The organism is Micromonospora sp. M71_S20 (genome assembly GCF_003664255.1).
Taxonomy (GTDB): domain Bacteria; phylum Actinomycetota; class Actinomycetes; order Mycobacteriales; family Micromonosporaceae; genus Micromonospora.
On the sequence record NZ_RCCV01000005.1, the window covers coordinates 119,869 to 141,411 of the forward strand.

Sequence of the window (21,543 nt, forward strand, 5' to 3'; positions counted from 1 at the left end):
CATGGCGCGGGCCCGGGCACGGTTGGTGGCGTTCCTGCTCGCGGTCGGCGTACTCGCCGGGGCCACGATCGGCTGGCCGGCCGTCGGCGCCATGGCGGCCCCCGCACCGCTGACCGCCCAGGCGAAGGCCGACCTCTGCACCACCCCGGAGTGGCAGGCCGACTTCCGCGCCTGCGTCGCCAAGCTGAAGGAAGTCGCCGACTCCGAGGTCAAGTGCCGTAACGCCCCGACCCCCGGTGCTCCCGACTCCGGGCTCGCCGGTTGGTTCGCGTCACGACCGGAATCGGCCACGAAGCCGGGCCCGAAGGGCTTCTACAGCGACTACGGCTACGCCGGATACAGCTACTCCACGTACGACGTCGACAGCGGTTGCGCGACCGCGGTGCTGCACCCCGACTACAAGTTCACCAATACGGTCGCCAACGGCGAGTTCATGATCGCCACGGCGATCGTGGGCGCCTCGAACGCGTTGCGGGAACGCGCCTGGGACCCACGCTCGATGTGGGGCTGGGCCGACCCGCTGGTGGACCAGGCGACCAAGGCCGTCTACCAGAAGGTGTTCAGCGTCTTCGGCATCGTCACGCTGTGCGTGGTCGGCCTGTATCTGCTCTGGCGCTCCCGCCAGTCCGACATGAGCAACGCGATGACCACGGCAGGCTGGGCCCTGCTGGTGATGGTGGCGGTGACCGCCCTGGCCGCCTGGCCGGTCAAGTCGGCCAACATCGCCGACGGCACCCTCGTCACCACCCTGGGCGTGGTCCACGACGCGGTCGGCCCGGCTACCAAGGACACCCCTCCAAGTCAGTGTGATGACCCGAATCCGGAGGCGTGCAAGGACAACCGTCCGCCCGCCGTGCGGGCCAGTGACACGGCGACGGAGGCCATGCTCTACCGCAACTGGCTGCGGGGCGTGCTCGGCTCGGCGGACAGCGAGACGGCGAAGAAGTACGGTCCGGCTCTCTACGACGCGAAGTCGTTCTCCTGGGAGGAGGCGGCGAAGCTCCGGTCGAACCCGGCCACGCGAGAGGCCACCATCAAGGCCAAGCAGCAGCAGTGGGCGCGGGTCGCGCAGCAGATCGAGACCGAGGACCCGGAGGCGTACGAGTACCTCCAGGGCGTCCGGGACATGGACCGGGTGGGTGCCGGCTTCATCGCGGTACTGGCCGCCGTGCTCTTCGCGATGTTCGACCTGACCGCCTCGCTGCTGGTGCTACTGGGCTTCCTGATCTTCCGCTGGGCGGTGATCGCCGCACCGATCCTCGGCACGGTGGGCCTGATGCGCCCGGCCAGCGCCGGGTTGCGGCGGCTGGCGAACGCGGTGGTCGCCGCCGTCTTCAACATCGCCATCTTCGGCACCGGTGCCGCCATCTATCTCTTCGCGGTCGACCTCATCATGAGCACGCCGACCCTGCCCGGCTGGCTCCAGGTGGTGCTGGTCTGGCTCTGCGGGGTGGTCGGCTGGCTGCTGCTGCGGCCCTACCGGAGGATCACCCAACTCGGCGGCAAGGACAGCAGCGAGGCGGTCAGCTCGGCCGGCTCGTGGCACCGGCGCTTCTTCCGGGACATGCGCACCGCCGCCCGGCTCGACGTCGCTGAGCCCGGCGGCACGGCCGAGCCGGCGATGGGCCGGCGTCGTGCCGTCGTGGCGGAGCAGCGCACCCTCCGGCCCGAGGCCCGGCGGGAGGATCCGGCACACGCCGCCACCCGCGGTGGGCAGGCCGCCAACCCCGGTGGGGAGGAGCGGCAGCGGCCCGACGGCCGCGAGTCGGCCGCCGAAAAGGCGGCGCCGTCCGGGGAACGGGGCACCTCCCGCCCGGCCGTACCCCGCCCCCGGCGGCGGCAGCCGGCCACCTGGACGGAGCCCGACGTGCCGGACGAGAACCCCTCGTTCGTCATCTACCGCCCCGGATCCGCGGAGCGCGAGCCTGACCGGCCCACTCCCCGGATCCGGTCCGAGGCGCGGTGAGTGCGGTGCGGCGGGCGGTCGAATTCCTGGTCACCCGGGTGCTCCGGTCCCGGTTCGGCGTCGCGATCGGCATCGCCGTCCTCGTGTTCGGGATCATCGGAGCTGCGCGGCTGGTGTCCGGGCCCGGCGATCCCACCTCCGGGCTCAGCAACCGCCCCGACCGACCGATCACCACGGTCGACCCGACCGCCGGCGACGACGGGGCGTTCTCCACGGGCGCTCCCCCCTCCCCGGTCACCCGGCCCGGCGACCTCACGCCGGAGCAGACCGCCGAACGCTTCGTCGCCGCCTGGCTCGGCAAGCCGGGCATCACGGCGGAGCGGTGGCAGGAGGGCCTACGTCCGCTGTCGACCCCGGTCCTGACCGACAAGCTGGCCGGCGTCGACCCGTCCGGGGTTCCGGCCGGTCAGGTCGACGGCGACGTCACGCTTCAGCCCCGGGCCGAGAACTTCGTCGAGGTGCTGGTTCCGCTCGACACGGGACGGCTTCGCCTCGAACTGGTGGCGCCCGAGGGGCGGTGGCTGGTGGACGCGGTGGACTGGGAGCAGAAATGAGCGACGGGACGCGGCCCCGCGGTCGGCAGCTCCGACTCGGCGCACTGGCCGCCGCGTTGACGGCGACGCTCGCCCTGCTCTGCTGCACCGGCGGCGCGGGCGCCTTCTTGCTCACGGAACTCGGCGGCGATTCCGCAGACTCCATGACGGCGGTGAGCATGGACTGCAAGGAGGACTACCGGGTCGACGTTCGCGGCAAAATACCCCGGATGTCGGGATACGGGCAGGTCCAGCTACGCAACGCCGCCCGGATCATCAAGGTCGGGCAGGAGATGAAGGTGCCGCCGCGCGGCTGGGTGATCGCCGTGGCAACCGCCATGCAGGAGTCCCGGCTGCGCAACCTGGCGAACCGGACCGTCGGCGAGTCCGAGGATCTGCCCAACGAGGGCGTCGGTGCCGATCACGACTCCGTCGGGCTGTTCCAGCAGAGGGCGAGCTGGGGCACCGTGGCGCAGCGGATGACGCCCGAGTACGCCGCCCGGAAGTTCTACGAGAAGCTGGTCAAGGTGCCCGGCTGGGAGACGATGTCGCTGACCCGGGCCGCGCAGGCCGTGCAGATCAGCGCCTTCCCCGACGCGTACGCCAAGCACGAGGACGTGGCCGCCCGGATCGTCAATGCGCTGGCCGGCGGGGCCGCCCGGATCGCGCTGGTCGACGGAAGGAAGGCGTGCGACCGCGCCGCCGCCGGGCAGATCGCCGCCTCCGGCTGGACGGCTCCCATACCCGGTGGCGTCGGCTCGGGCTTCCAGACCGCGAGCCGCCCCAGGCACAACGGGGTAGACATCGCCGCGCCGAAGGGCACCGACATCCGCGTCGCCGCCACCGGACGCGTCCTGGTGTCCCGCTGCGACCCGGACAATCGCGACCGGCTTACCTGCGACGTCGACGGCTGGCCGAACAAGGGCGGCTGCGGCTGGTTCGTTGACGTCCTGCACGCCGGCGGTTTCATCACTCGCTACTGCCACATGGTCAGCAAGCCCCGCGTCAAGGTCGGCCAACTCGTCGAGGCCGGTACGGTCATCGGCGAGGTGGGCAGCAGCGGCAACTCCTCCGGTCCGCACCTGCACTTCGAGGTGCACGAGGACGGGGACCGGAGCAGCCGGGGCGCCATCGACCCGGTGCCGTTCATGCGATCGCGCGGCGCGCCGCTCAAGGGCGCGGGATGAGACGCTCGCCGTCATGAACGAGCCGCTTCCCGACCCGTTCGCCGACCATCCGGACTGGGCTCCCCGGCCGCCCCGACCGATCGAGATCGTGCCGGCCACCGGCCGCGTCGAACTCCGCGGGCAGCGCGTGCTGGTCGGCCTGCCCGGGTTCGGCTGGCGCGGTGACCTACGCGCCGACGACCGGGTGGTGCAGGGCAGCCGAACATACGTGCCGGTCATCCCCGAGCACGAGTGGTACCGGGCGGAGTCCGACCAGGTGGAGGTCTTCGCGCCGCTGGTCCCGGTCGAGCGGGTCTGGGTGGAGACGGTGGGGGCCCAGCGGCCGGACGCGTCGGCGGATCGCGCGACGGGCGTCCGCCTGGTCTCGCTGGACGCTCCGGCGCATCGCATGCCGACCCCGGTCTTCGAGTCGGACGCCGTCACGGGTCGCCGGGTGGTGCACGTCGTGGACTCCGTCGAACACCGGGATCTGCGTGCCGTCACGGAGACCTACTCCGGCGCGGAAGGCGACATCTGCGTCCGGGTGACGCCGGAGGTGGAGTGGTACCGCTGGGCCTGGCGGGGCCAGTCACCGACCACACTGGAGGTTCCGGTGCATCTGCTCTGGGTTGAGTGATGCTCAGCCAGTCTTACGGCCACTACAGACCCGCCAACCTTCATCTTGTTCCACCACATCGAACACCCAGTCCTCACGCCTGCTGCTGCGGGGCTGGCCGTTGGCTGAGCCGGAGATGGTGAGCGTCGTGGCAACTGATTCGCCCTCGCTCGTCTTGGTTCGGGTGAGCGGCCCCCAACTAACTCTGACAACGACGTCGAAGTTGGCCTCACGCTGCTCGATCTCGCTGCGCAGCCCGGAGACCGCAGCCCGATCGCCGTTTCCCTCGCAGGTGAAGAGGTTGGCGCGGGTGTCGTTGCGGTCCACGAGGAAGGCGCGAAGGTAGTTGTCCACCACCACGTCGGGCGCGCTGCGGTCGGGTGCCGCGGCCCGGTTGTAGAGCACGTATCCGGCGGCCACTCCGCCGAGGCAGAGTGCCACGACGACGCTCGTGACCACGGTGAGCACGGTGCGCAGCCGCCGCCGTGGCCGCTCCGGCACCGGGGCCGGCGAGGGCGGCGCCAGGTGGTCCGAGGGAGGCCGTTGCGCCGGTACGCGGGAGACCTGGGAACCGGCGGGGGGCTGCACTGATTCCACCCTCTGAGGCTAGCGGCTGGACGCGGTAGACCCAATGCCCCAGATCCAGCGGATCGTGACGGACCACTGCCCATCGGTGAGATCCACGACATCCCCGGCGCAGTGCCGCCGCGCATCCCGGACGAGTCGGCCCGGCTGGGTTACGGTCTCTGCGCGGGGAGGGGTTGCCGACCTCGGGCAGAGGGGGTGGACGCGGTGGCCGGTCCGAAGGCACGCACCAACCGCGCCGCCGCACTGCACCGGCGGGCCGCCGCCACCGCGACCGCCGCCGCGAGCGTCCTCGACGACACCCGGCCCGTCCCCGCCGACCAGCGCCGCCAGTACGAGCTGGCCGACCGCCTCCGGTCTGCGGCGGCGGTGCTGGCCCCCGGCTGGGCGGGCTCTCCCCTGGAGACGGTGGCACCGACCACTCCGGCCGGTGAGGGGCCGCCTCCCTTCGTCCGGGTCGGTACGGCGGCACCGCTGGACGACGCCCGGTTCCCCGCACTGGTGCCGTTGCTCGGCACGGGCCACCTCTCGGTGGACGTGGACGCCCGGGATCCCCGGGTGGCGGGGCTGCTGCGGGGCGTACTGCTGCGGCTGTTGGCGGCGACCCCGGCCGGGGCGCTGCTGGTCCGCGCGGTGGACGCGACCGGCACGGCCCTCGCGCCGTTCGCGCCGCTCGCGGACGCGGGCCTGCTGCCGCCCCCGGCGGTGGACGTGGCGGGGCTGCGGGCCGTGCTCACCGAGGCCGAGCAGTGGGTGGCGCCGGGGACGAGCGGGCGACGCCGGCACGACCGGACGCTGCTGCTGGTGATCGCCGCCCTACCCGAGTCGACCGGAGCCACCGACCTGGCCCGCATCGAGGCCCTGGCCGAGCCGGGCCGGGCCGCCGGCCTGCACCTGGTGGTGGCGGGCTGGCCTCCGGCGGGCGACCGGGAGCCGCTGCCGCGGGCGACGACGCTGGCGGTCCGCACCGCGTACGCGCTGCTGGGTGACCCGCCGGGCGGGTCGTTCGCCGGTCCGGGCGCCGAGCCGCCGGGCGGGCTGAACTCGCCGGTCTTCATCGAGGCGGATCCGCCGGCCGAACTCGTCGACGCGGTCTGTTGCCGGCTGGCCGTTCAGGTGGAGGCGGGTTCCCGGCTGGCGCTCACCGACCTGCTGCCGGCGGCCGACGAGGAGCTGTGGACGGCGAGCGGGGTGGGCGGGCTGACCACGACCGTCGGGGATGCCGGTGGCCGCCCCGTGTCGCTCGGCTTCACGGAGCTGACGCCGCACTGGCTGGTCAGCGGCCGTTCGGGCGCGGGCCGGTCCACGTTCCTCACCACCGCGCTGCTCGGCCTGACCGCCCGGTACGGCCCCGACGAGCTGGCTCTCTACCTGGCGGATCTCGCCGACGCCGAATCCTTCGTGGAGTTCCTCCAGACCGAGCGCGACCGGTCGTGGATCCCCCAGGTGCGGGCCGCCGCGATGGCCGCCGACCGGGAGTACGTGCTGAGCCTGCTGGACGAGCTGGTGGCGGAGGTGCGCCGCCGCGAGGAGGCGGGCGGCCGGGCCGGCGGGCAGCGCTTCGCCGAGCTGCGGCAGCACCGGGCCATGCCCCGGATCGTGTGCGTGCTCGACAATCTCCCGCTGCTCTTCGCCGAGCGGGACCGGCTGGCCGCGGACGCCGCCGCCCGGCTGGACGCGCTGGCCCGCACCGGGCGTGCGTACGGGGTGCACCTGGTGCTGGCCGGCGAGGGCGACCTGGGGTTGGGCTCGCGTACGGACCGGGACTCGGTGCTGGGGCAGTTCCCGGTGCGGGTGGCGCTGCCCGGCGGGGGTGCCGTGCTGGAGCCGACGAACGACTCGGCCGCCGGGCTGCCGGTGGGCAGCGCGGTGGTGAACACCGCCGGCGGGCTCGGCGGGCCCCGGGGCGCGATCCGGGGGCACGAGCGGATGGTCCGGTTCCCGGACCCGCAGGACCACCCCGACACGGTGGAGGAGCTGCGGCACCGGCTCTGGTCGGCCCGCCCGGAGGGGGCGTCCCCGCCGGTGGTCTTCGCCGGTTACGCCCGCCCGCTGCTGCGCAACGACCCCCGGCACCGGGCCGCGCTCGCCGGGCAGGCACCCGGTCCCGCCGCCCTGCTGGGCCGGGCGGTGGACGTGCCCCGGACCACCGTCGCGGTGTCGCTCGGGCCGGCCCCGGGGCGGAACCTGGCAGTGCTCGGTCCCGGGCCGGAGGCGGCCCGGCTGCTGGCCACCGCGGCGCGCAGCGCGGCGGCGCACCACGCGCCGGGGGCCACCCGCTTCGTGCTGGCCGCGCCGGACGAGGAGTGCCGGCCGCTGGCCGAGGCGTTGGCGGCCGAGCTGGCCGGGCGGCACCCGGTGGACACGGTGGACGTCGCCGGCCTGCTCGCCGCCGTGGACGACGCCGTGCCGGCCTACCTGGTGGTCTTCGGACTGGACGTGCCGACGCCGGAGCAGCTGCCCCCGGAGCGGCTGCGCGCGCTGCTGCGGGAGGGACCGCCCGCCGGCCGGCACCTGCTGGGCCGCTGGCGGACGGTGCCGTCCTTCGCGGCGCTGCTCGAACCCGAGGGCGAGGTGGACAAGCTGGCCGCCGTGGCCGTGGTGGACCTGCCGGGCGCGCAGCTCGCGTCGGTCTTCGGCCGGCAGGTGCAGTGGCGGCCCCGCCCCGGCCGGGCGGTGCTCTGGGACGGCCCTGGCGAGCAGGGCACCGTGCTGGTCCCGTTCGGCGAGGAGGGGGACCCGGCATGACCGGCAGCGGGGCACGGACCACGACGGGGCACGCCGCGCCGGGGCGGCAGCGTTCCGGCGCCGACCCGACGCCGGAACGCACCGACACGGCCGGACCGGCGGGAAGCGTCGACCCGGTGCGCGCCGCGTGGACCGAGTACCTCGCCGCCGCGCGCCAGCTCGACGGGGTACGCCGTGACGCGGCCACCGCCGCCGGCGAGCAGGCCCGGTCGGTGCAGGCCGCCCGCGAGGAGTTGACCGCCGTACGCACCCGGCTGGCGTCGCAGGAGGCCCGACTGCGCGAGCGGGGCGTACCGCCGATCTCGCTGGTCCCGACGCCGCCGGAGCTGACCGAGGCGGCCCGGGCGATGGCGGGCGGGCCGGCGGCGGTGCTGGCCGCGCTGCGCGCCGCCCGGGGCCGGGCGGACGCCGCGGACGCGACGCTCTCCGCGCGTGGGCTGCCCCGCCTGGCCGCCTGGCCGCCGCGCCTGCGGAACCTGCTGGTGTACGGGCCCCTGGCGCTGCTGGTGCCGGCGGTCCAGCTCGCGTTGTTCGTGGCCATCGGCACCGGGGCGGCCAGCGTGGCCGCGCTGGTCTGCGGGCTGCCGATGCCGGCGGTGGCGTTCGTGGCGGGTTGGATCGGCGTCGGACGGCTCTTTCCGCCGCCGGGGGGCGGCCGGGTGGAGCGCACGGCCCGGCTCGGCGCCCTGGTGTGTCTGGTCCCGGCGGTGCTGGTCAGCGCGGGCCTGCTGCTCGCGATGCTGGCCGGCTGAGCACCACTGCCCAGAGCGACGGCCGGCCGACCCGGGTGTGGGTTCGGCCGGCCGGTCTGTCGCGGTCAGCGGGGGATGATCAGCGCCATCGCCTCGGCGCGCGACTTGGCGTCGCGCTGGAGGGTGCCCCGCACGGCGGACGTGATGGTCTTGGCGCCCGACTTCTGGATGCCGCGCATCGCCATGCACATGTGCTCGCATTCGAGCACCACCACCACGCCGCGCGGCGCGAGCCGCTCCATCAGCAGGTCGGCGATCTGCGAGGTGAGCCGCTCCTGCACCTGCGGCCGGCGGGCGAAGACCTCGACCAGCCGGGCCAGCTTGGACAGGCCGGTGATCCGGCCGTCCGGCCCCGGGATGTAGCCGATGTGGGCGCTGCCCCGGAACGGCAGCAGGTGGTGCTCGCAGAGGCTCATCACGTCGATGTCCCGGACGAGCACCAACTCCTCGTGGTTGGCCTCGAAGGTGGTGCTGAGCACCTGGGCCGGATCGACCCGGAGGCCGGCGAAGAGTTCGGCGTACGCGCGGGCCACCCGGGCCGGGGTCTGCTGGAGCCCGTCGCGGTCCGGGTCCTCCCCGACGGCGATCAGGATCTCGCGGACGGCCTTCTCGATCCGCCCGAGGTCCATGGTCTCCTCGACGGGCCGGCCGGTGAGCTTGCCGCTGATCAGGCGCGCGGCGACGTAGTCGAGGGTGTCGTCGCCGTCCGGCTCGGTCGCGGAGACGGCCAGTTCCCGGTGCTCCCGGGAACTGGCCGTCGGGTCGGTGCTCAGTGCGTACCGTCCGAGTTGTTGGAGTTGTTCGGGCTGCCGCCGCCCACCGTCGCCTGGGCGCCGTCGGCCTGGGCCTGCACCTTCAGCGCGTCCTTCTCCGCCGGCGTGAGCACCGGCGGCTCGGTGGAGGGCTGGCGCTTGCCGAAGCCGTTGTACGGCGCCATCGGCGGCCGCTTGGCCACCCGGGCGCAGATCCGGGCCATGTCGGCGGTGGAGAGGGTCTCCTTCTCCATCAGCTCCAGCACGATGTTGTCCAGGACGTCCCGGTATTCCACCAGGATCTCCCAGGCCTCGTCGTGGGCCAGCTCGATCAGCGCCCGCATCTCGCCGTCGATCTCGGCGGCGACGACGTCGGAGTAGTCCCGCTCGTGGCCCATGTTGCGGCCCAGGAACGGCTCGTCGCCGCTGGTGCCGTACTTGATCGCGCCGAGCTTGGAGCTCATGCCGTACTGCGTGATCATCGCGCGGGCCAGCTGGGTGGCCTTCTCGATGTCGTTGCCGGCGCCGGTGGTCGGCTCGTGGAAGACCAGCTCCTCGGCGGCCCGGCCACCCAGCGCGTACGCCAGGGTGTCGACCATCTCGGCGCGGGTCTGGGTGTACTTGTCCTCGGTGGGCAGGACCAGGGTGTGGCCCAGCGACCGACCGCGGGACAGGATCGTCACCTTGTGCACCGGCGCGGCGTGCGGCAGCGCCCAGGCGACCAGCGCGTGCCCACCCTCGTGGTACGCGGTGATCTTCTTCTCCTGGTCGCTCATCACCCGGGTCCGGCGCTGCGGACCGGCGATCACCCGGTCGATCGACTCCTCCAGGGAGTCGTTGGTGATCGCCCGCTGGTCCTTGCGGGCGGTGAGCAGCGCGGACTCGTTGATCACATTGGCCAGGTCGGCACCGCTGAAGCCGGGGGTGCGCCGCGCCACCGCGTCGAGGTCGACGTCGGGGGTGAACGGCTTGCCCTTGGCGTGCACCCGCAGGATCGCCTTGCGGCCCTCCATGTCGGGGGCGTCCACCGGGATCTGCCGGTCGAAGCGGCCCGGGCGCAGCAGCGCCGGGTCGAGGATGTCCGGCCGGTTGGTGGCGGCGATCAGGATGACCCCGCCCTTGGTGTCGAAGCCGTCCATCTCGACGAGCAGCTGGTTGAGGGTCTGCTCGCGCTCGTCGTGACCGCCGCCCATGCCAGCGCCGCGGTGGCGGCCGACGGCGTCGATCTCGTCGACGAAGACGATGGCGGGCGCGTTCGCCTTGGCCTGCTCGAAGAGGTCGCGGACCCGGCTGGCGCCGACACCGACGAACATCTCCACGAAGTCCGAGCCGGAGATCGAGTAGAAGGGCACCCCTGCCTCGCCGGCGACGGCGCGGGCCAGCAGCGTCTTACCGGTGCCGGGCGGACCGAAGAGCAGGACGCCCTTCGGGATCTTGGCGCCCAGGGCCTGGTACTTCGCCGGGTTCTGCAGGAAGTCCTTGATCTCGTGCAGCTCCTCGACGGCCTCCTCGGCGCCGGCCACGTCCGCGAACGTGGTCTTCGGCGTGTCCTTGGTGATCATCTTCGCCTTGGACTTGCCGAAGTTGAGCACCCGGGAGCCGCCGCCCTGCATCTGCGACATGAAGAAGAGCAGCAGGAGCACCAGCAGGGCGATCGGGAGCAGGTTGACCAGCAGGCTCACCCAGATGCTGTCGGACGACACCTCGACGTTGGCCGGGCCGGTGACCCGGTTGTTCGCCTTGGCCTCGAGGACCTCGTTCCAGACCTCGTCGCCGACCTCGTAGGGGAACTGCGCCTCGATCCGGTCGGTGTCGGTGTCACCGAACTTGGCCTTGTCCTTCAGGTCGAGCCGGAGCGTCTGCTCCTTGTCCTGGAAGACGACCTTGTCGATGCCCCCCTTGTTGAGCTGGTCGAGCGCAATGGAAGTGTCCACCCGGTGGTAGCTGGGACCAGCGGTGAACAGTTGACTGAGCACAACGGCGCCGAGGATGACCAGGATGATCCAGACCACCGGTCGGCGGAAGAAACGCGTACGTTCCATGCTGTTGTCGAGCGCCGAGGCGCCCGCATCCTCCTGATCGACGTCCTGACCGTCTGATGGTGTCGCCGCCTGCGGCGGCGGCCGGAGCCGCCGTGCGGGCCGGCTCGACCCCGAGGCACGAAACTGCCGCGCCGCGGTCATTCGACGGTACACCGTGCACGCGAGGAGTGAGCTTGCGAGCCCCGCAGTCGCGCACAAAGGGAACAGCTGTGCGCGCACCGAGCGAGCTTGCGAACCCCGCGATCGCGCACAATCCGATCATCGTGCGCGCGCGGAACGCGCCTGCGAGCCCAACAATTACGCGTAGGGCGAACCGGGTCAGCCGGCGTGACGGGAGCTCCGCGCCCGGCCTCCCGTCCGCCCGGTCCCGCGGTTCGAGGGGTCGGGCGTGGAGGGTGCCTCCACGCCACCGGCCTCTACCGTAGTCCGATTCGCTGAGAGCCCGCTGAACGTCCGCTCGACCGGTGCCGATGTGACGGGCCCGGCGAGGGCTCAGTTCCGGGCGTACACCTCGGGCTTGAGCACCCCGACGTAGGGCAGCTCGCGGTAGCGCTCGCCGAAGTCGAGGCCGTAGCCGACGACGAACTCGGTCGGGATGTCGAAGCCGACGTACTTCACCGGCACCGGCACCTTGACCGCGTCCGGCTTGCGGAACAGCGCGACCACCTCGACGCTCGCGGCCGAGCGGGACTCCAGGTAGCGCAGCAGCCAGGAGAGGGTGAGGCCCGAGTCGACGATGTCCTCGACCACGACCACGTGCCGGCCGGCGATGTCCCGGTCCAGGTCCTTGAGGATGCGGACCACCCCGGAGGAGGTGGTGCCCTGGCCGTAGGAGGAGATGGCCATGAAGTCCAGCTCGGCGGGCGGTCCGCTGCGTCCCAGCGCCCGGGCGAAGTCGGCCATGAACATCACCGCGCCCTTGAGGACGCAGACCAGCAGGAGCCCGTCATCGACGTCGGCGTAGTCCGCCGAGACCTGCTTGGCGAGTTCCGCGGTCTTCTCGCGGATCTGCGCCTCGGAGATGATCACGTGGTCGATGTCGGCGTCGTACCAGGAGCCGTCAGCCATGGCTCCTAGCCTGCCGTACGCCGGATGGCCTCCGTCGGCGGGGCCGCCCCTTATGGGCGCGGTCCCACCCCGGACGAACCTCGCGAAGGCCACGATCCACCTCAGCAGGCACGCGACCGCCAGCGGCGACCGTCGTCGGACGGCTTCCAGTCGGCCGAGTCCCGGCTGTCGGCGGTGAGGCCGGCGGCCGAGGCCAGGGCGAGGACGACGAAGAAGAAGAGGAAGAGCAGGATCTCCATGGCGGCGCTCGCTTTCGCGTGGTTGGTGTTGTTTTCGCCGCCGGTGCGCACCGGACTGGAACCAGTCTCCGTCGGCCACCACCGCCCGGACAGTGGCAGGAATGCCACTCAACCTCGATTTCCTGCCACCCGTGCGGTTACTCTCGTCACATGCTCAGATCGGTCGCCGTCCTCGCCCTGGACCAGGTCGCCACGTTCGAACTCGGGGTCCTCGCCGAGGTCTTCGGGACCGACCGCACCGCCGACGGGTTCCCCGGCCACCGCTTCCACGTGTGCAGCCCCGACGGGGCCCCGGTCCGCACCTCGTCGGGTTTCCACCTGACCCCGCACGCCGACCTCGGCCCCATGGAGGAGGCCGACCTGGTCGCCGTCCCGGCCCACCACGGCACCGTCGTGCCGGCCACGGTGCTCGCCGCGCTGCGCCGCGCCGCCGACCGGGGGGCGTACGTGTTCAGCGTCTGCTCCGGCGCGTTCGTGCTGGGCGAGGCCGGCCTGCTCGACGGCCGGGAGTGCACCACCCACTGGCGGTACGTCGACGAACTGCAACGCCGCCACCCGACCGCCCGGGTCCGGTGCAACTCGCTCTATGTGCAGGACGACCGGCTGCTCACCAGCGCCGGCACGGCCGCCGGCATCGACGCCTGCCTGCACCTGATCCGCCAGGAGCACGGCTCGGCGACGGCCACCCGGCTGGCCCGCCGGATGGTGGTCCCCCCGCACCGCGACGGCGGGCAGGCGCAGTACATCGAGGCGCCCATCCCCGCGACCCCCGAGGCGCCGACGCTGGAGCCGGTGCTGGAATGGCTGATGGGGCACCTGGACCGCCCGGTCACCGTCGACGAGCTGGCCGCCCGGGCGGAGATGTCCCCGCGCACGTTCGCCCGGCGGTTCCGCGCCGAGACCGGCACCACGCCGCACGACTGGCTGACCAACCAGCGGGTGCTGCTGGCCCGGCGGCTGCTGGAGGAGACCGGGCTCAGCGTCGAGGCCGTCGCCGACCGGGCCGGCTTCGGCGACTCGGCGGCGCTGCGGCACCACTTCACCCGCCGGGTCGGCGCCACCCCGCACACCTACCGGACCACCTTCCGCGACCGGGTGGGGGCCTGAGCCCCCGGGTCGACGGCGAGGTCACCAGCCGAGCATCCCACCGCCCACCCGGGGCTCCGAGCCGACGACGTAGCCGCCCTCCGGCAGCCGCCAGATCGCCTGCCCGTGCCCGAAGACCCCCGGCTCGTCCGCGACGGCGATCTCGTGGCCCCGGGCCCGCAGCTCGGCGACCGCGGCCCGGCCCTCGGCGGTGGCGACCAACTCCGACTCGACCAGCACGGACCGGCCGGCGTGCCAGTACCAGCGCGGCGCGTCCAACGCCGCCTGCGGGTCGAGCCCGCCGTCCAGCGTCGCCGAGACCAGCTGCACGTGCCCCTGCGGCTGCATGTGCCCGCCCATCACCCCGAACGGACCCACCGGCCGGCCGTCGCGGGTCAGGAAGCCGGGAATGATCGTGTGGTAGGGCCGCTTCGCCGGCCCCACCACGTTGGGGTGGGCGGGGTCCAGGCGGAACCCGAGCCCTCGGTTCTGCAAGGCGAAGCCGTGCCCGGGCAGCACCACGCGGGAGCCGAACGCCAGGTAGGTCGACTGGATCAGGCTGACCATCATGCCGCCGGCGTCGGCGGTGCAGAGATAGACCGTGCCGCCGCGCTCCGGGTCGCCTGCGGTCGGCTCCCCGGCCCGCTCGGTGATCAGCGCGCGGCGGGCCGCCGCGTACGCCGGCGAGAGCAGCGCCTGCGTCGGCACCGGCACCCGCTCCGGGTCGGCGACGTGGGCGTGCGCGTCGGCGAAGCCGAGCTTCATCGCCTCGATCTGCCGGTGCAGCCGCTCGGTGAGCGGCAGCCCGGCGAGGTCGGCCCCGTCGAGGATGTGCAGCGCCAGCAGCGCCGCCAGGCCCTGCCCGTTGGGCGGCAGCTCCCAGACCTCGTGGCCCCGGTAGCGGGCGGACACGGGGGTCACCCAGGTCGAGGCGTGCCGGGCCAGGTCGTCGCCGGTGAGCAGGCCGCCGGTGCGGGCCGCGTGCGCGGCCAGCGCCTCCGCGATCCCGCCCCGGTAGAAGTCATCCGCCCCGGTGTCGGCGATCAGCCGCAGGGTCCGCGCCGCGTCCGGGTTGCGCCAGCGTTCCCCGGCCCGGGGCGCCCGGCCGCCGGGCGCGAACACGCGGTCGAACTCGGCGAACTCCGCACCGGTCGGGCCGGGCGCGGCGAGCGCGCGCGACCAGATCCCCGCCACGCCGGGGGAGACCGGGTGACCGTGCTCGGCGTAGCCGATCGCGTCGGCGAAGAGATCCGCGAAGGGCAGCGAGCCGAACCGGTCGTGCAGGTCGCGCCAGCCGGCCGGCGCGCCGGGCACGGTCACCGGCAGCCAGCCTCGGGCGGGCATCGCCGCCCCCACCCGCTGCGCGCCGCCCAGGGAATCGACCGGGGTCGCGCCGCGCCCCCCGGTCGCGCCGAGCACGAGCTCGCGGGTCAGGGCCGCCGGGGACCGGCCGGAGGCGTTGAGGCCGTGCAGCCGCTCGCCGTCCCAGACGATCGCGAACAGGTCGCCGCCGATGTCGTTGGAGGGGGGCTGCACCACGGTCAGGGTGATCGCGGTGGCCAGGGCCGCGTCGACGGCGTTGCCGCCGCGTCGCAGCACGGCCAGGCCGGCCGCCGCGGCCAGCGGCTGGCTCGTCGCCACCGCGCCGTGCGGCGCGAAGAGCGGCTGTCGGGGGTACGCCATGCGCCATGTCTACCGCCTCCCGGCGGATCCCGCGGCCCCGGAACGGGCCCCGTTTCCCGGCGAGTGGATCAGCGGGGGCCGATGGCGGCGAGCCGGCCGTCGCGGCGCAGCACCCGCAGCCCGCCCGGCAGGTGCGCCGCCCCCTGCCCCCGCCAGCCGGTGACCAGCGTGTCCAGCGCGGTCACGTGTCGGTGCGACAGGGCGGCCGGCGGGGCACCCAGCTCCCGGGCCCAGGCGTGCAGCACCCGGCCGCGCACCGCGGGCGGGAGTTCGGCCAGCGCCCGTACCGCGAGCCCGCCGTCGGGATGGCGGACGTCGGCCAGCGCGGCGTCGGCCATCTCGTCGAGGACGGCGTTGTCCGCCGCCACCAGCCGGGCGGTCCGGGCCAGGTTGTCCAGCACCCCCGGCCCGAGCGCGCGGACCAGGGCGGGCAGCAGGTCGGCCCGGACGCGGGCCCGGGCGTACGACGGGTCGGCGTTGTGCGGGTCCTCCCAGGGGTTCAGCCCGAGCACCGCGCACGCCGTGCGGGTCTGCTCCCGGCCGACCTCCAGCAGCGGGCGCAGCAGCGGCACCCCGTCGAGGTCCCGTCGGGCGGGCATCCCGGCCAGCCCGCGCGGGCCGGCGCCCCGGGCGAGCGCGAGCAGCACGGTCTCCGCCTGGTCGTCGCGGGTGTGCCCGGTGAGCAGGGCCGCCGCCCCGAGCCGGTTGGCCACCTCGACGAGCGCCCGGTAGCGGGCCTCGCGGGCGGCCGCCTCGGGCCCGCCCGGTCGCCCGGCCACCTCCACCCGTACCGACTCGACCGGGGCCAGGCCGACCTCGCGGGCCCAGTTCACCACCGCCGCGGCCCGCCGTGCCGAGCCCTCCTGGAGGCCGTGGTCGACCGTCACCAGGCCGGCGGCACGACCCGTCCGGGGCGCCACGAACGCGGTGGCGGCGGCCAGCGCGAGCGAGTCCGCGCCGCCCGAGCAGGCGACCAGCACCGGTCCCCCGGACGGCAGGTCGGCCAGCGCGCGGCGGACCGCGACCCGGATCGCGGCCACCGGCGGGGCGAGCGCGGCCACGGGCGTGCGGTCAGCCGAGGGTCGGGGCCGGGCCGACCGGCCCGTGCACCCGCGCCACCCAGGCGTCCGGGTCTCCCAGCTCCTCCAGCCGGGGCAGGGTGAGCGGCGAAGCGAAGATCTTGTTGAAGCCCGCCATGCCGACCCGGTCCACGACGCCGTGCACGAACTTGCGGCCCTCGGCGTACTGGCGCATCTTGACCTCGATGCCGAGCAGCCGGCGGATGGCCTTCTCCAGCGGGTTCCCGGCCTCCCGGCGCCGGTTGAACGCCGCCCGGATCTGCTCGACGCTCGGGACCACCTGGGGGCCGACGCCGTCCATGACGAACTCGGCGTGCCCCTCCAGCAGGGTCATCAACGCGGTGAGCCGGTCCAGCACGGCCCGCTGCCCCGGAGTCTGGACGATGTCCAGCACGCTGGTGCGGCTCTCCGGGTCCTTCACCGCGTCCGAGAGCGTGGCCACGCCCCGGCGCAGCCGCTCCAGCAGGTGCTCGCCGCCGCTGGACGACGCGTCCACGAAGGCCTGCACCTCGCTGAGGAAGTACGCCCGCATCCACGGCACGGCGGTGAACTGGGTGCGGTGGGTCACCTCGTGCAGGCAGACCCAGAGCCGGAAGTCACGCGGGTCGGCCCCGAGCCTGCGCTCCACCTCGACGATGTTCGGCGCGACCAGCAGCAGCTGCCCCGGGTCGGCGGAGAAGACCTCGTACTGGCCGAGGACCCGGCCGGAGAGGTACGCCAGCACGGTGCCGGCCTGCACGCCGGTGACCCGGGAGCCGATCGCCTCGGTCAGCGCCCCCGGCTGCTTGTCCTTGGTGAGCCGGCCGACCAACGGGGTGATCACCTCGCGCAGGCCGGCGATGTTGGTCGCCGCCCAGTCCCGCCGGTCCACCACCCGCACGGGCGGGTGGGAGACCTGCGAACGCAGCCCTGTGTAGTCCGCGACGTGCCCGGCCGCCTCGTCGGTCAGCCGCCGCAGCTCAACGACCACGTCGGTGGCCTCGGCGTACGACACCCGGGGGCCCGACTTGCTCAGTGCCCCCGCGGTCGCGGCGGCCAGATCCCAGTCCACGAACTGCGCCATGCACCCCACCGTACCCGCGCCGCGACACCCCGGCCCGGGCTCGCGTCCGGCGATCGACGCCGGTCCGCCCGACGGCGGTCCCGTCCGGGGCCGGCGCTGCGCGCCGCCCGAGGCCGGCTCCGCGCGGTGGCGGTGCCGTCCAGTAGTGGTGCCGTGCGGTGGCGGTCAGCGGCAGCCGCAGCCGGCCAGGGCGGCGCCGATCCGGTCCAGCGCTCCCCGGGCGGCCGTCAGCCCGTCGGGGGGCACCGCGTCGGTGAGCACCGCGAAGGTGAGCAGCCGCCCGTCCGCCGTGCTGACCAGGCCGGCGATGGCGTGCACCTTGGTCAACGTCCCGGTCTTGGCCCGGACCACCCCGGCGCCGGCCTTCGTCGCCGCCGTCTCGTAGCGGTCGGCGAGGGTCCCGGACCAGTCGGCGACGGGCAGGCCGCCGAAGATCGCGGCCAGCTCGGGACGGCTGCCGTCGCCGGCGAGCGCGATCAGGTCGGTGAGCAGCGAGGGGCTGATCCGGTTGCTGCGCGACAGGCCGCTGCCGTCGGCGAGGGTGAGTTCGTCGGCCGGCAGGCCCAGCTCCCCGGCCACGGCGTCCATCGCCGCCCCGGCGCCGGCGAACGAGGCGGGCTGGTTGCGGGCCAACGCGACCTGTCGGGCCAGCGCCTCGGCGACGATGTTGTCGCTGTCGCTGATCATGACGTCGACCAGCCGGACCATCGGCAGGGACTCCACCCTGCCCAGCTCCGCGCCGGGCCCCGGGGCGGCGGCGGGGGTCGCGCCGGCAGTGGGGGCGGTGCCGCGGGCGACCGCGCCGGCCGGCACGCCGAGCAGCCGGGCGAAGGCCCGGCCGGCCGCGAGATCCGGTTGGGCCACCCGCTCGGCCCAGTGGTTGCCGGCCGCCTCGTCCTTCTTCGCGCGGGTCACGTCGCTGCGGGCCCCGTCGGTCATCAGCGCCGTGATCGCGCCGCCGTAGCCGCCGGTGGGGATGTCGTCGTCCCAACCCGGCTCAAAGACCGGGCCGGAGTAGAGCGACGAGTCGACGGTCACCTTCGTCGGCTTCGTGCCACCGAGAGCCGCGCGCACCTGGGCGGCGAGGTCGTCCAGGCGGGCCGCGCCCGGGTAGAAGCCCTTCTTGTCGACCGCCAGCGTGGGGTCGCCACCGCCGACGATCACCACCTCTCCGGGGGCCGCGCCGGCGACCGCCCGGGTCGGGATGCGGTACGCCGGACCGCGCGCGGCGAGCACCGTGACGCCGGTGACCAGCTTGGTCACCGAGGCGGGCACCGTGGCGTCGTCCTCGCCCCGGCCGAAGAGCGGCTGGCCGGTGGTCACGTCGGCCACCGAGACGTGCACCCGGTCGCCGAGGGCGGGCACGCCGACGAGCGGGGCGAGCGCGGCGCGTACGCCCTCGGGGGTGGGCATCGGGGCGTTCGCGTCCGTGCCGGCCAGCACCTCGACGGGCGCCGGTTCCGCCACCGTCGCGGCGGCACCGCGACCGGCGGGCTCGTCGCCCAGCCAGTCCGCCACGGGTCCCGGCCGGACCACGGCGATCCCGACGGCGGCCAGCACCAGCACGAGCACCGCGGCCAGCACGACGGGCAGGGCCCGGCGGCGACGGGGGGCCGGCGCGGGCGGCGCGGCGGGGTCCGGGGCGCCGGGGCCGGGTGGCCCGCCGGCGGGCCGGTTCGCGGCGGCGGCCCAGAGATCGGTCGAACCCGACGAGATGTCCTGACCCGTCGGACCGGTCGCGCCGGCCTGACCGCCGGGACCGGGCTGACCGCCGGGACCGGCCGGGACACCGTTGCCCGGGGCGGCGATGCCCGGGGGTGGGCCGGGCGTCAGGTCGCGGTCGCCCGGGGACGCGGGCGGGTGGGGAAGGTGGGCGTCGGGCACCGGGAACCGCCCGGTCGCCCCGCCGGAAGCAGATCGACCGGTACCCGGTCCAGCGTCGGCATCCGGACGGTAGTGTGAATCTTCCCTCCCCACGGCCCCCTCCTCGCCCCCGAAAATCTGCTTGGGTGACACTACTTCGGTCCGAACACTATGCGGCGGCCGGAGCCCGCGGGTGGGCATTCACCCGTGCGGGAGCGGCGTGCCGCTGGTTTCCGTTGGCCAGCGTGGGCAAACGAGGGAGCGTGCAGATGGATTTCGACGTTACGGTTGAGATCCCCAAGGGTCACCGCAACAAGTACGAGGTCGACCACGCGACCGGCCGGATCCGGCTGGACCGTACCCTCTTCACCTCCACGCAGTACCCGGCCGACTACGGCTTCATCGAGGGGACGCTGGGCGAGGACGGCGACCCGCTGGACGCGCTCGTGCTGGTCCCCGAGCCCACCTTCCCGGGCTGCCTGATCCGGTGCCGCACCATCGGCATGTTCCGGATGACGGACGAGAAGGGCGGCGACGACAAGGTCCTCTGCGTGCCCTACGAGGACCCGCGCCAGGAGCACCTGCGCGACATCCACCACCTCGGCGAGTTCGACCGGCTGGAGATCCAGCACTTCTTCGAGGTCTACAAGGACCTGGAGCCCGGCAAGTCGGTCGAGGGCGCCACGTGGGTGGGGCGGATCGAGGCCGAGGCGGAGATCGTGGCGTCGTACCGGCGCGCCCGGGAGGCCGAGGCGCGCGGCGAGTCCGCGCACTGACCCGACCAGACCACCGACGGGCCCGGGGCCGCTCAGCCGAGCAGCCCCCGGGCCCGTTCGTACAGGTCGAGCACCGCGCAGGCGACGGGCACCACCGACACCACCAGGGCGGTGTCGGTCAGGTCCGCGATCCGGCCGACGTACGGGGAGACCGGGCGGCGGGCGTACGTGGTGCCGGCGGCCACCGCCACGAGGGCCAGCGCCAGCCCGCCGACGACCAGTGCGAGGCGGCCGGTCGGGCCGAGGCGCCCGACGAGCACGGCGCCCAGCACGGCGTACCCGGCGAGGCCGGCGGCGACGGTCGGCACCCGGTGACGCAGGGACACGAACAGTCGGGAGCGCAGCAGCAGCACGGCCGCGGCGACCGCCACCAGCAGCCGGCCGGCCGTCCCGCCGGACAGGCACAGCACCACCGCGGCGGCGACCGCCAGCGCGGCGTGCCCGAGCAGCATCCCGGTGAGCATCTCCTCGGTGCGGGCCACCGCCGCGTAGACCCGGTCCCGGTCCGGCAGGTCACGGGCCCCCTCGGCGCCGCCCGGCTCGCCGGTGGGCAGGGTGATCGGGGGCAGCGGCACCTTGCCGAGCCGGATGGCCAGCAGCGGGACCGCCCCCACGGCGAAGACCAGCACGCAGAGCAGGACCGCCGCCGTGCCGGCCGGGCCGAGCAGCAGTCCGCCGAGGGCCGCGAGCGCGCCCACGAACCCGGCGGTGGCGCCCGCCACGAAGACCCGCAGCCGGGTGGCGACGCCGACCAGCCCGAGCACCGACACCAGCAGCAGCGCCACCGACCCGGCGAGCAGCTCGGGCGCGCCGATCCAGCGCAGCCCCGGGACCGGCCCGACCGGGTCGCCGGAGCTGACCGCCAGCGCGCCCGCCGCCGCCGCGTACGGCAGGGCGTAGCCGCCCAGGGTCGCGCCGGCCGGCCCGTCGGCGTGGGCGCGGGACGCCACCACCCCGGCGAGGGTGAGCAGGAGCGCCACCACGGCGGCGGCCGGCCAGGCGGACTCGTGCGCCGGCCCGCCGGCCGTCACGGCGAGCAGCCCGACGGCCAGCGGCACGGCGGCCCCGGCCAGGGCGGCGGCCCGGGTGGCGGCCGGTGACCAGGCCCCGCCGCGCCGCCGGGCGCCGTCGGCGATCGCCTCGACCACGTCGTCGTACTCCAGCTCGGGCCACTGCGCGCGGGCCGGCACGAGGTGCAGCACCTCGCCGTCGCGGACCCCCTGCGGCAGCAGCGCCTGGGCGGTGGTCAGCACCGCGCCGTCGGTGCGCCGCAGCACCCAGCCGCCGTGCCGTTCGCCGTCGTCGGCGAGCCCCTCGCCGGCGTGCCGCAGCACCTCGGGCAGCAGCTCGGCCAGGGGCACCTGCTCGGGCAGCGCGACGTCGACCCGCCGCTGGGGGGCGCTGATGGTGACCCGGGCCAGCCCGATCGTCATCGACTGATCTCCATCTCCGGCGGGGTTTGTGGCTGCGCGGACGACAGGACTTTACCTACCATGAGCCAGGCTCGGGTTACCGAGCGCTGTCAG

Annotated in this window: 18 protein-coding genes; 8 read left to right on the top strand and 10 right to left on the bottom strand. The window is 74.6% G+C overall.

The window, feature by feature from the left end; translation table 11 throughout:
• Position 1 precedes the first annotated feature (1 nt).
• The 4 genes from DER29_RS33170 to DER29_RS33185 are packed head-to-tail and all read left to right on the top strand — an operon-like array spanning position 2 to position 4,302.
• Positions 2-1,966 (top strand): MFS transporter, encoded by a 1,965-nt coding sequence (locus tag DER29_RS33170; protein WP_121401591.1) that lies wholly within the window; start codon positions 2-4, stop codon positions 1,964-1,966.
• Entirely contained in the window at positions 1,963-2,520 is a 558-nt protein-coding gene (locus DER29_RS33175) for a hypothetical protein (RefSeq protein ID WP_121401592.1), read from the top strand. Before DER29_RS33170 ends, DER29_RS33175 begins: the two co-directional genes overlap by 4 nt.
• The gene (locus DER29_RS33180) at positions 2,517-3,686 is read left to right on the top strand and encodes a M23 family metallopeptidase (protein WP_121401593.1); all 1,170 of its coding nucleotides are present in this window, start codon (positions 2,517-2,519) and stop codon (positions 3,684-3,686) included. Before DER29_RS33175 ends, DER29_RS33180 begins: the two co-directional genes overlap by 4 nt.
• 13 nt (positions 3,687-3,699) lie before the next feature.
• The gene (locus tag DER29_RS33185; protein ID WP_121401594.1) at positions 3,700-4,302 is read left to right on the top strand and encodes a hypothetical protein; all 603 of its coding nucleotides are present in this window, start codon (positions 3,700-3,702) and stop codon (positions 4,300-4,302) included.
• 3 nt (positions 4,303-4,305) lie between these two features.
• Here the strand turns inward: DER29_RS33185 and DER29_RS33190 are convergent, their stop codons facing one another.
• Complete coding sequence (locus DER29_RS33190; protein WP_121401595.1) at positions 4,306-4,869, bottom strand: hypothetical protein; 564 nt, start codon at positions 4,867-4,869, stop codon at positions 4,306-4,308.
• A 195-nt stretch (positions 4,870-5,064) separates the two neighbouring features.
• Here DER29_RS33190 and DER29_RS33195 point away from each other — a divergent pair, with 195 nt between their 5' ends.
• Together DER29_RS33195 and DER29_RS33200 are read left to right on the top strand one after the other, a co-directional pair.
• Positions 5,065-7,614, top strand: a complete 2,550-nt coding sequence (locus tag DER29_RS33195) for an FtsK/SpoIIIE domain-containing protein (protein WP_121401596.1) — start codon at positions 5,065-5,067, stop codon at positions 7,612-7,614.
• A complete protein-coding gene (locus DER29_RS33200; RefSeq protein ID WP_121401598.1) occupies positions 7,611-8,366 on the top strand; it encodes a hypothetical protein in 756 nt (251 codons plus the stop codon). The genes DER29_RS33195 and DER29_RS33200 overlap by 4 nt, the downstream gene beginning before the upstream one ends.
• A 65-nt stretch (positions 8,367-8,431) precedes the next feature.
• On the opposite strand, the gene folE is transcribed toward DER29_RS33200, so the two are convergent.
• The 4 genes from folE to DER29_RS34995 form a co-directional block, all read right to left on the bottom strand.
• The gene (gene folE, locus DER29_RS33205; protein WP_121401600.1) at positions 8,432-9,097 is read right to left on the bottom strand and encodes a GTP cyclohydrolase I FolE; all 666 of its coding nucleotides are present in this window, start codon (positions 9,095-9,097) and stop codon (positions 8,432-8,434) included.
• A 38-nt stretch (positions 9,098-9,135) separates the two neighbouring features.
• A complete protein-coding gene (ftsH, locus tag DER29_RS33210) occupies positions 9,136-11,160 on the bottom strand; it encodes an ATP-dependent zinc metalloprotease FtsH (protein ID WP_121401601.1) in 2,025 nt (674 codons plus the stop codon).
• Positions 11,161-11,652: 492 nt separating this feature from the next.
• The gene (hpt, locus tag DER29_RS33215; protein ID WP_121401602.1) at positions 11,653-12,228 is read right to left on the bottom strand and encodes a hypoxanthine phosphoribosyltransferase; all 576 of its coding nucleotides are present in this window, start codon (positions 12,226-12,228) and stop codon (positions 11,653-11,655) included.
• A 101-nt stretch (positions 12,229-12,329) separates the two neighbouring features.
• Positions 12,330-12,467: a hypothetical protein gene (locus DER29_RS34995; protein ID WP_199729671.1), complete on the bottom strand. Its 138-nt coding sequence runs from the start codon at positions 12,465-12,467 to the stop codon at positions 12,330-12,332.
• A 150-nt stretch (positions 12,468-12,617) separates the two neighbouring features.
• Here DER29_RS34995 and DER29_RS33225 point away from each other — a divergent pair, with 150 nt between their 5' ends.
• Entirely contained in the window at positions 12,618-13,574 is a 957-nt protein-coding gene (locus tag DER29_RS33225) for a GlxA family transcriptional regulator (protein ID WP_121401606.1), read from the top strand.
• Between the two features lie 21 nt (positions 13,575-13,595).
• Here DER29_RS33225 and DER29_RS33230 read toward each other — a convergent pair whose 3' ends face one another.
• The 4 genes from DER29_RS33230 to dacB all read right to left on the bottom strand — a co-directional run bounded on the left by DER29_RS33230 (position 13,596) and on the right by dacB (position 18,971).
• Positions 13,596-15,236 carry a gamma-glutamyltransferase family protein gene (locus DER29_RS33230; protein WP_121401607.1) on the bottom strand — a complete coding sequence of 547 codons (1,641 nt, stop codon included), beginning with the start codon at positions 15,234-15,236 and terminating at the stop codon, positions 13,596-13,598.
• 68 nt (positions 15,237-15,304) lie between these two features.
• Entirely contained in the window at positions 15,305-16,297 is a 993-nt protein-coding gene (tilS, locus tag DER29_RS33235; protein ID WP_121401609.1) for a tRNA lysidine(34) synthetase TilS, read from the bottom strand.
• 10 nt (positions 16,298-16,307) lie between these two features.
• Complete coding sequence (locus DER29_RS33240) at positions 16,308-17,378, bottom strand: zinc-dependent metalloprotease (protein WP_121401611.1); 1,071 nt, start codon at positions 17,376-17,378, stop codon at positions 16,308-16,310.
• 165 nt (positions 17,379-17,543) lie between these two features.
• Positions 17,544-18,971 (bottom strand): D-alanyl-D-alanine carboxypeptidase/D-alanyl-D-alanine-endopeptidase, encoded by a 1,428-nt coding sequence (dacB, locus tag DER29_RS33245; RefSeq protein WP_233600325.1) that lies wholly within the window; start codon positions 18,969-18,971, stop codon positions 17,544-17,546.
• 539 nt (positions 18,972-19,510) lie between these two features.
• Between dacB and DER29_RS33250 the strand changes: the two genes are divergently transcribed.
• On the top strand, positions 19,511-20,017 hold the full coding sequence (locus DER29_RS33250; RefSeq protein WP_121401614.1) for an inorganic diphosphatase: 507 nt from the start codon (positions 19,511-19,513) through the stop codon (positions 20,015-20,017).
• Between the two features lie 32 nt (positions 20,018-20,049).
• Here DER29_RS33250 and eccD read toward each other — a convergent pair whose 3' ends face one another.
• Positions 20,050-21,450 (bottom strand): type VII secretion integral membrane protein EccD, encoded by a 1,401-nt coding sequence (gene eccD, locus DER29_RS33255; protein WP_121401616.1) that lies wholly within the window; start codon positions 21,448-21,450, stop codon positions 20,050-20,052.
• Positions 21,451-21,543 lie beyond the last annotated feature (93 nt).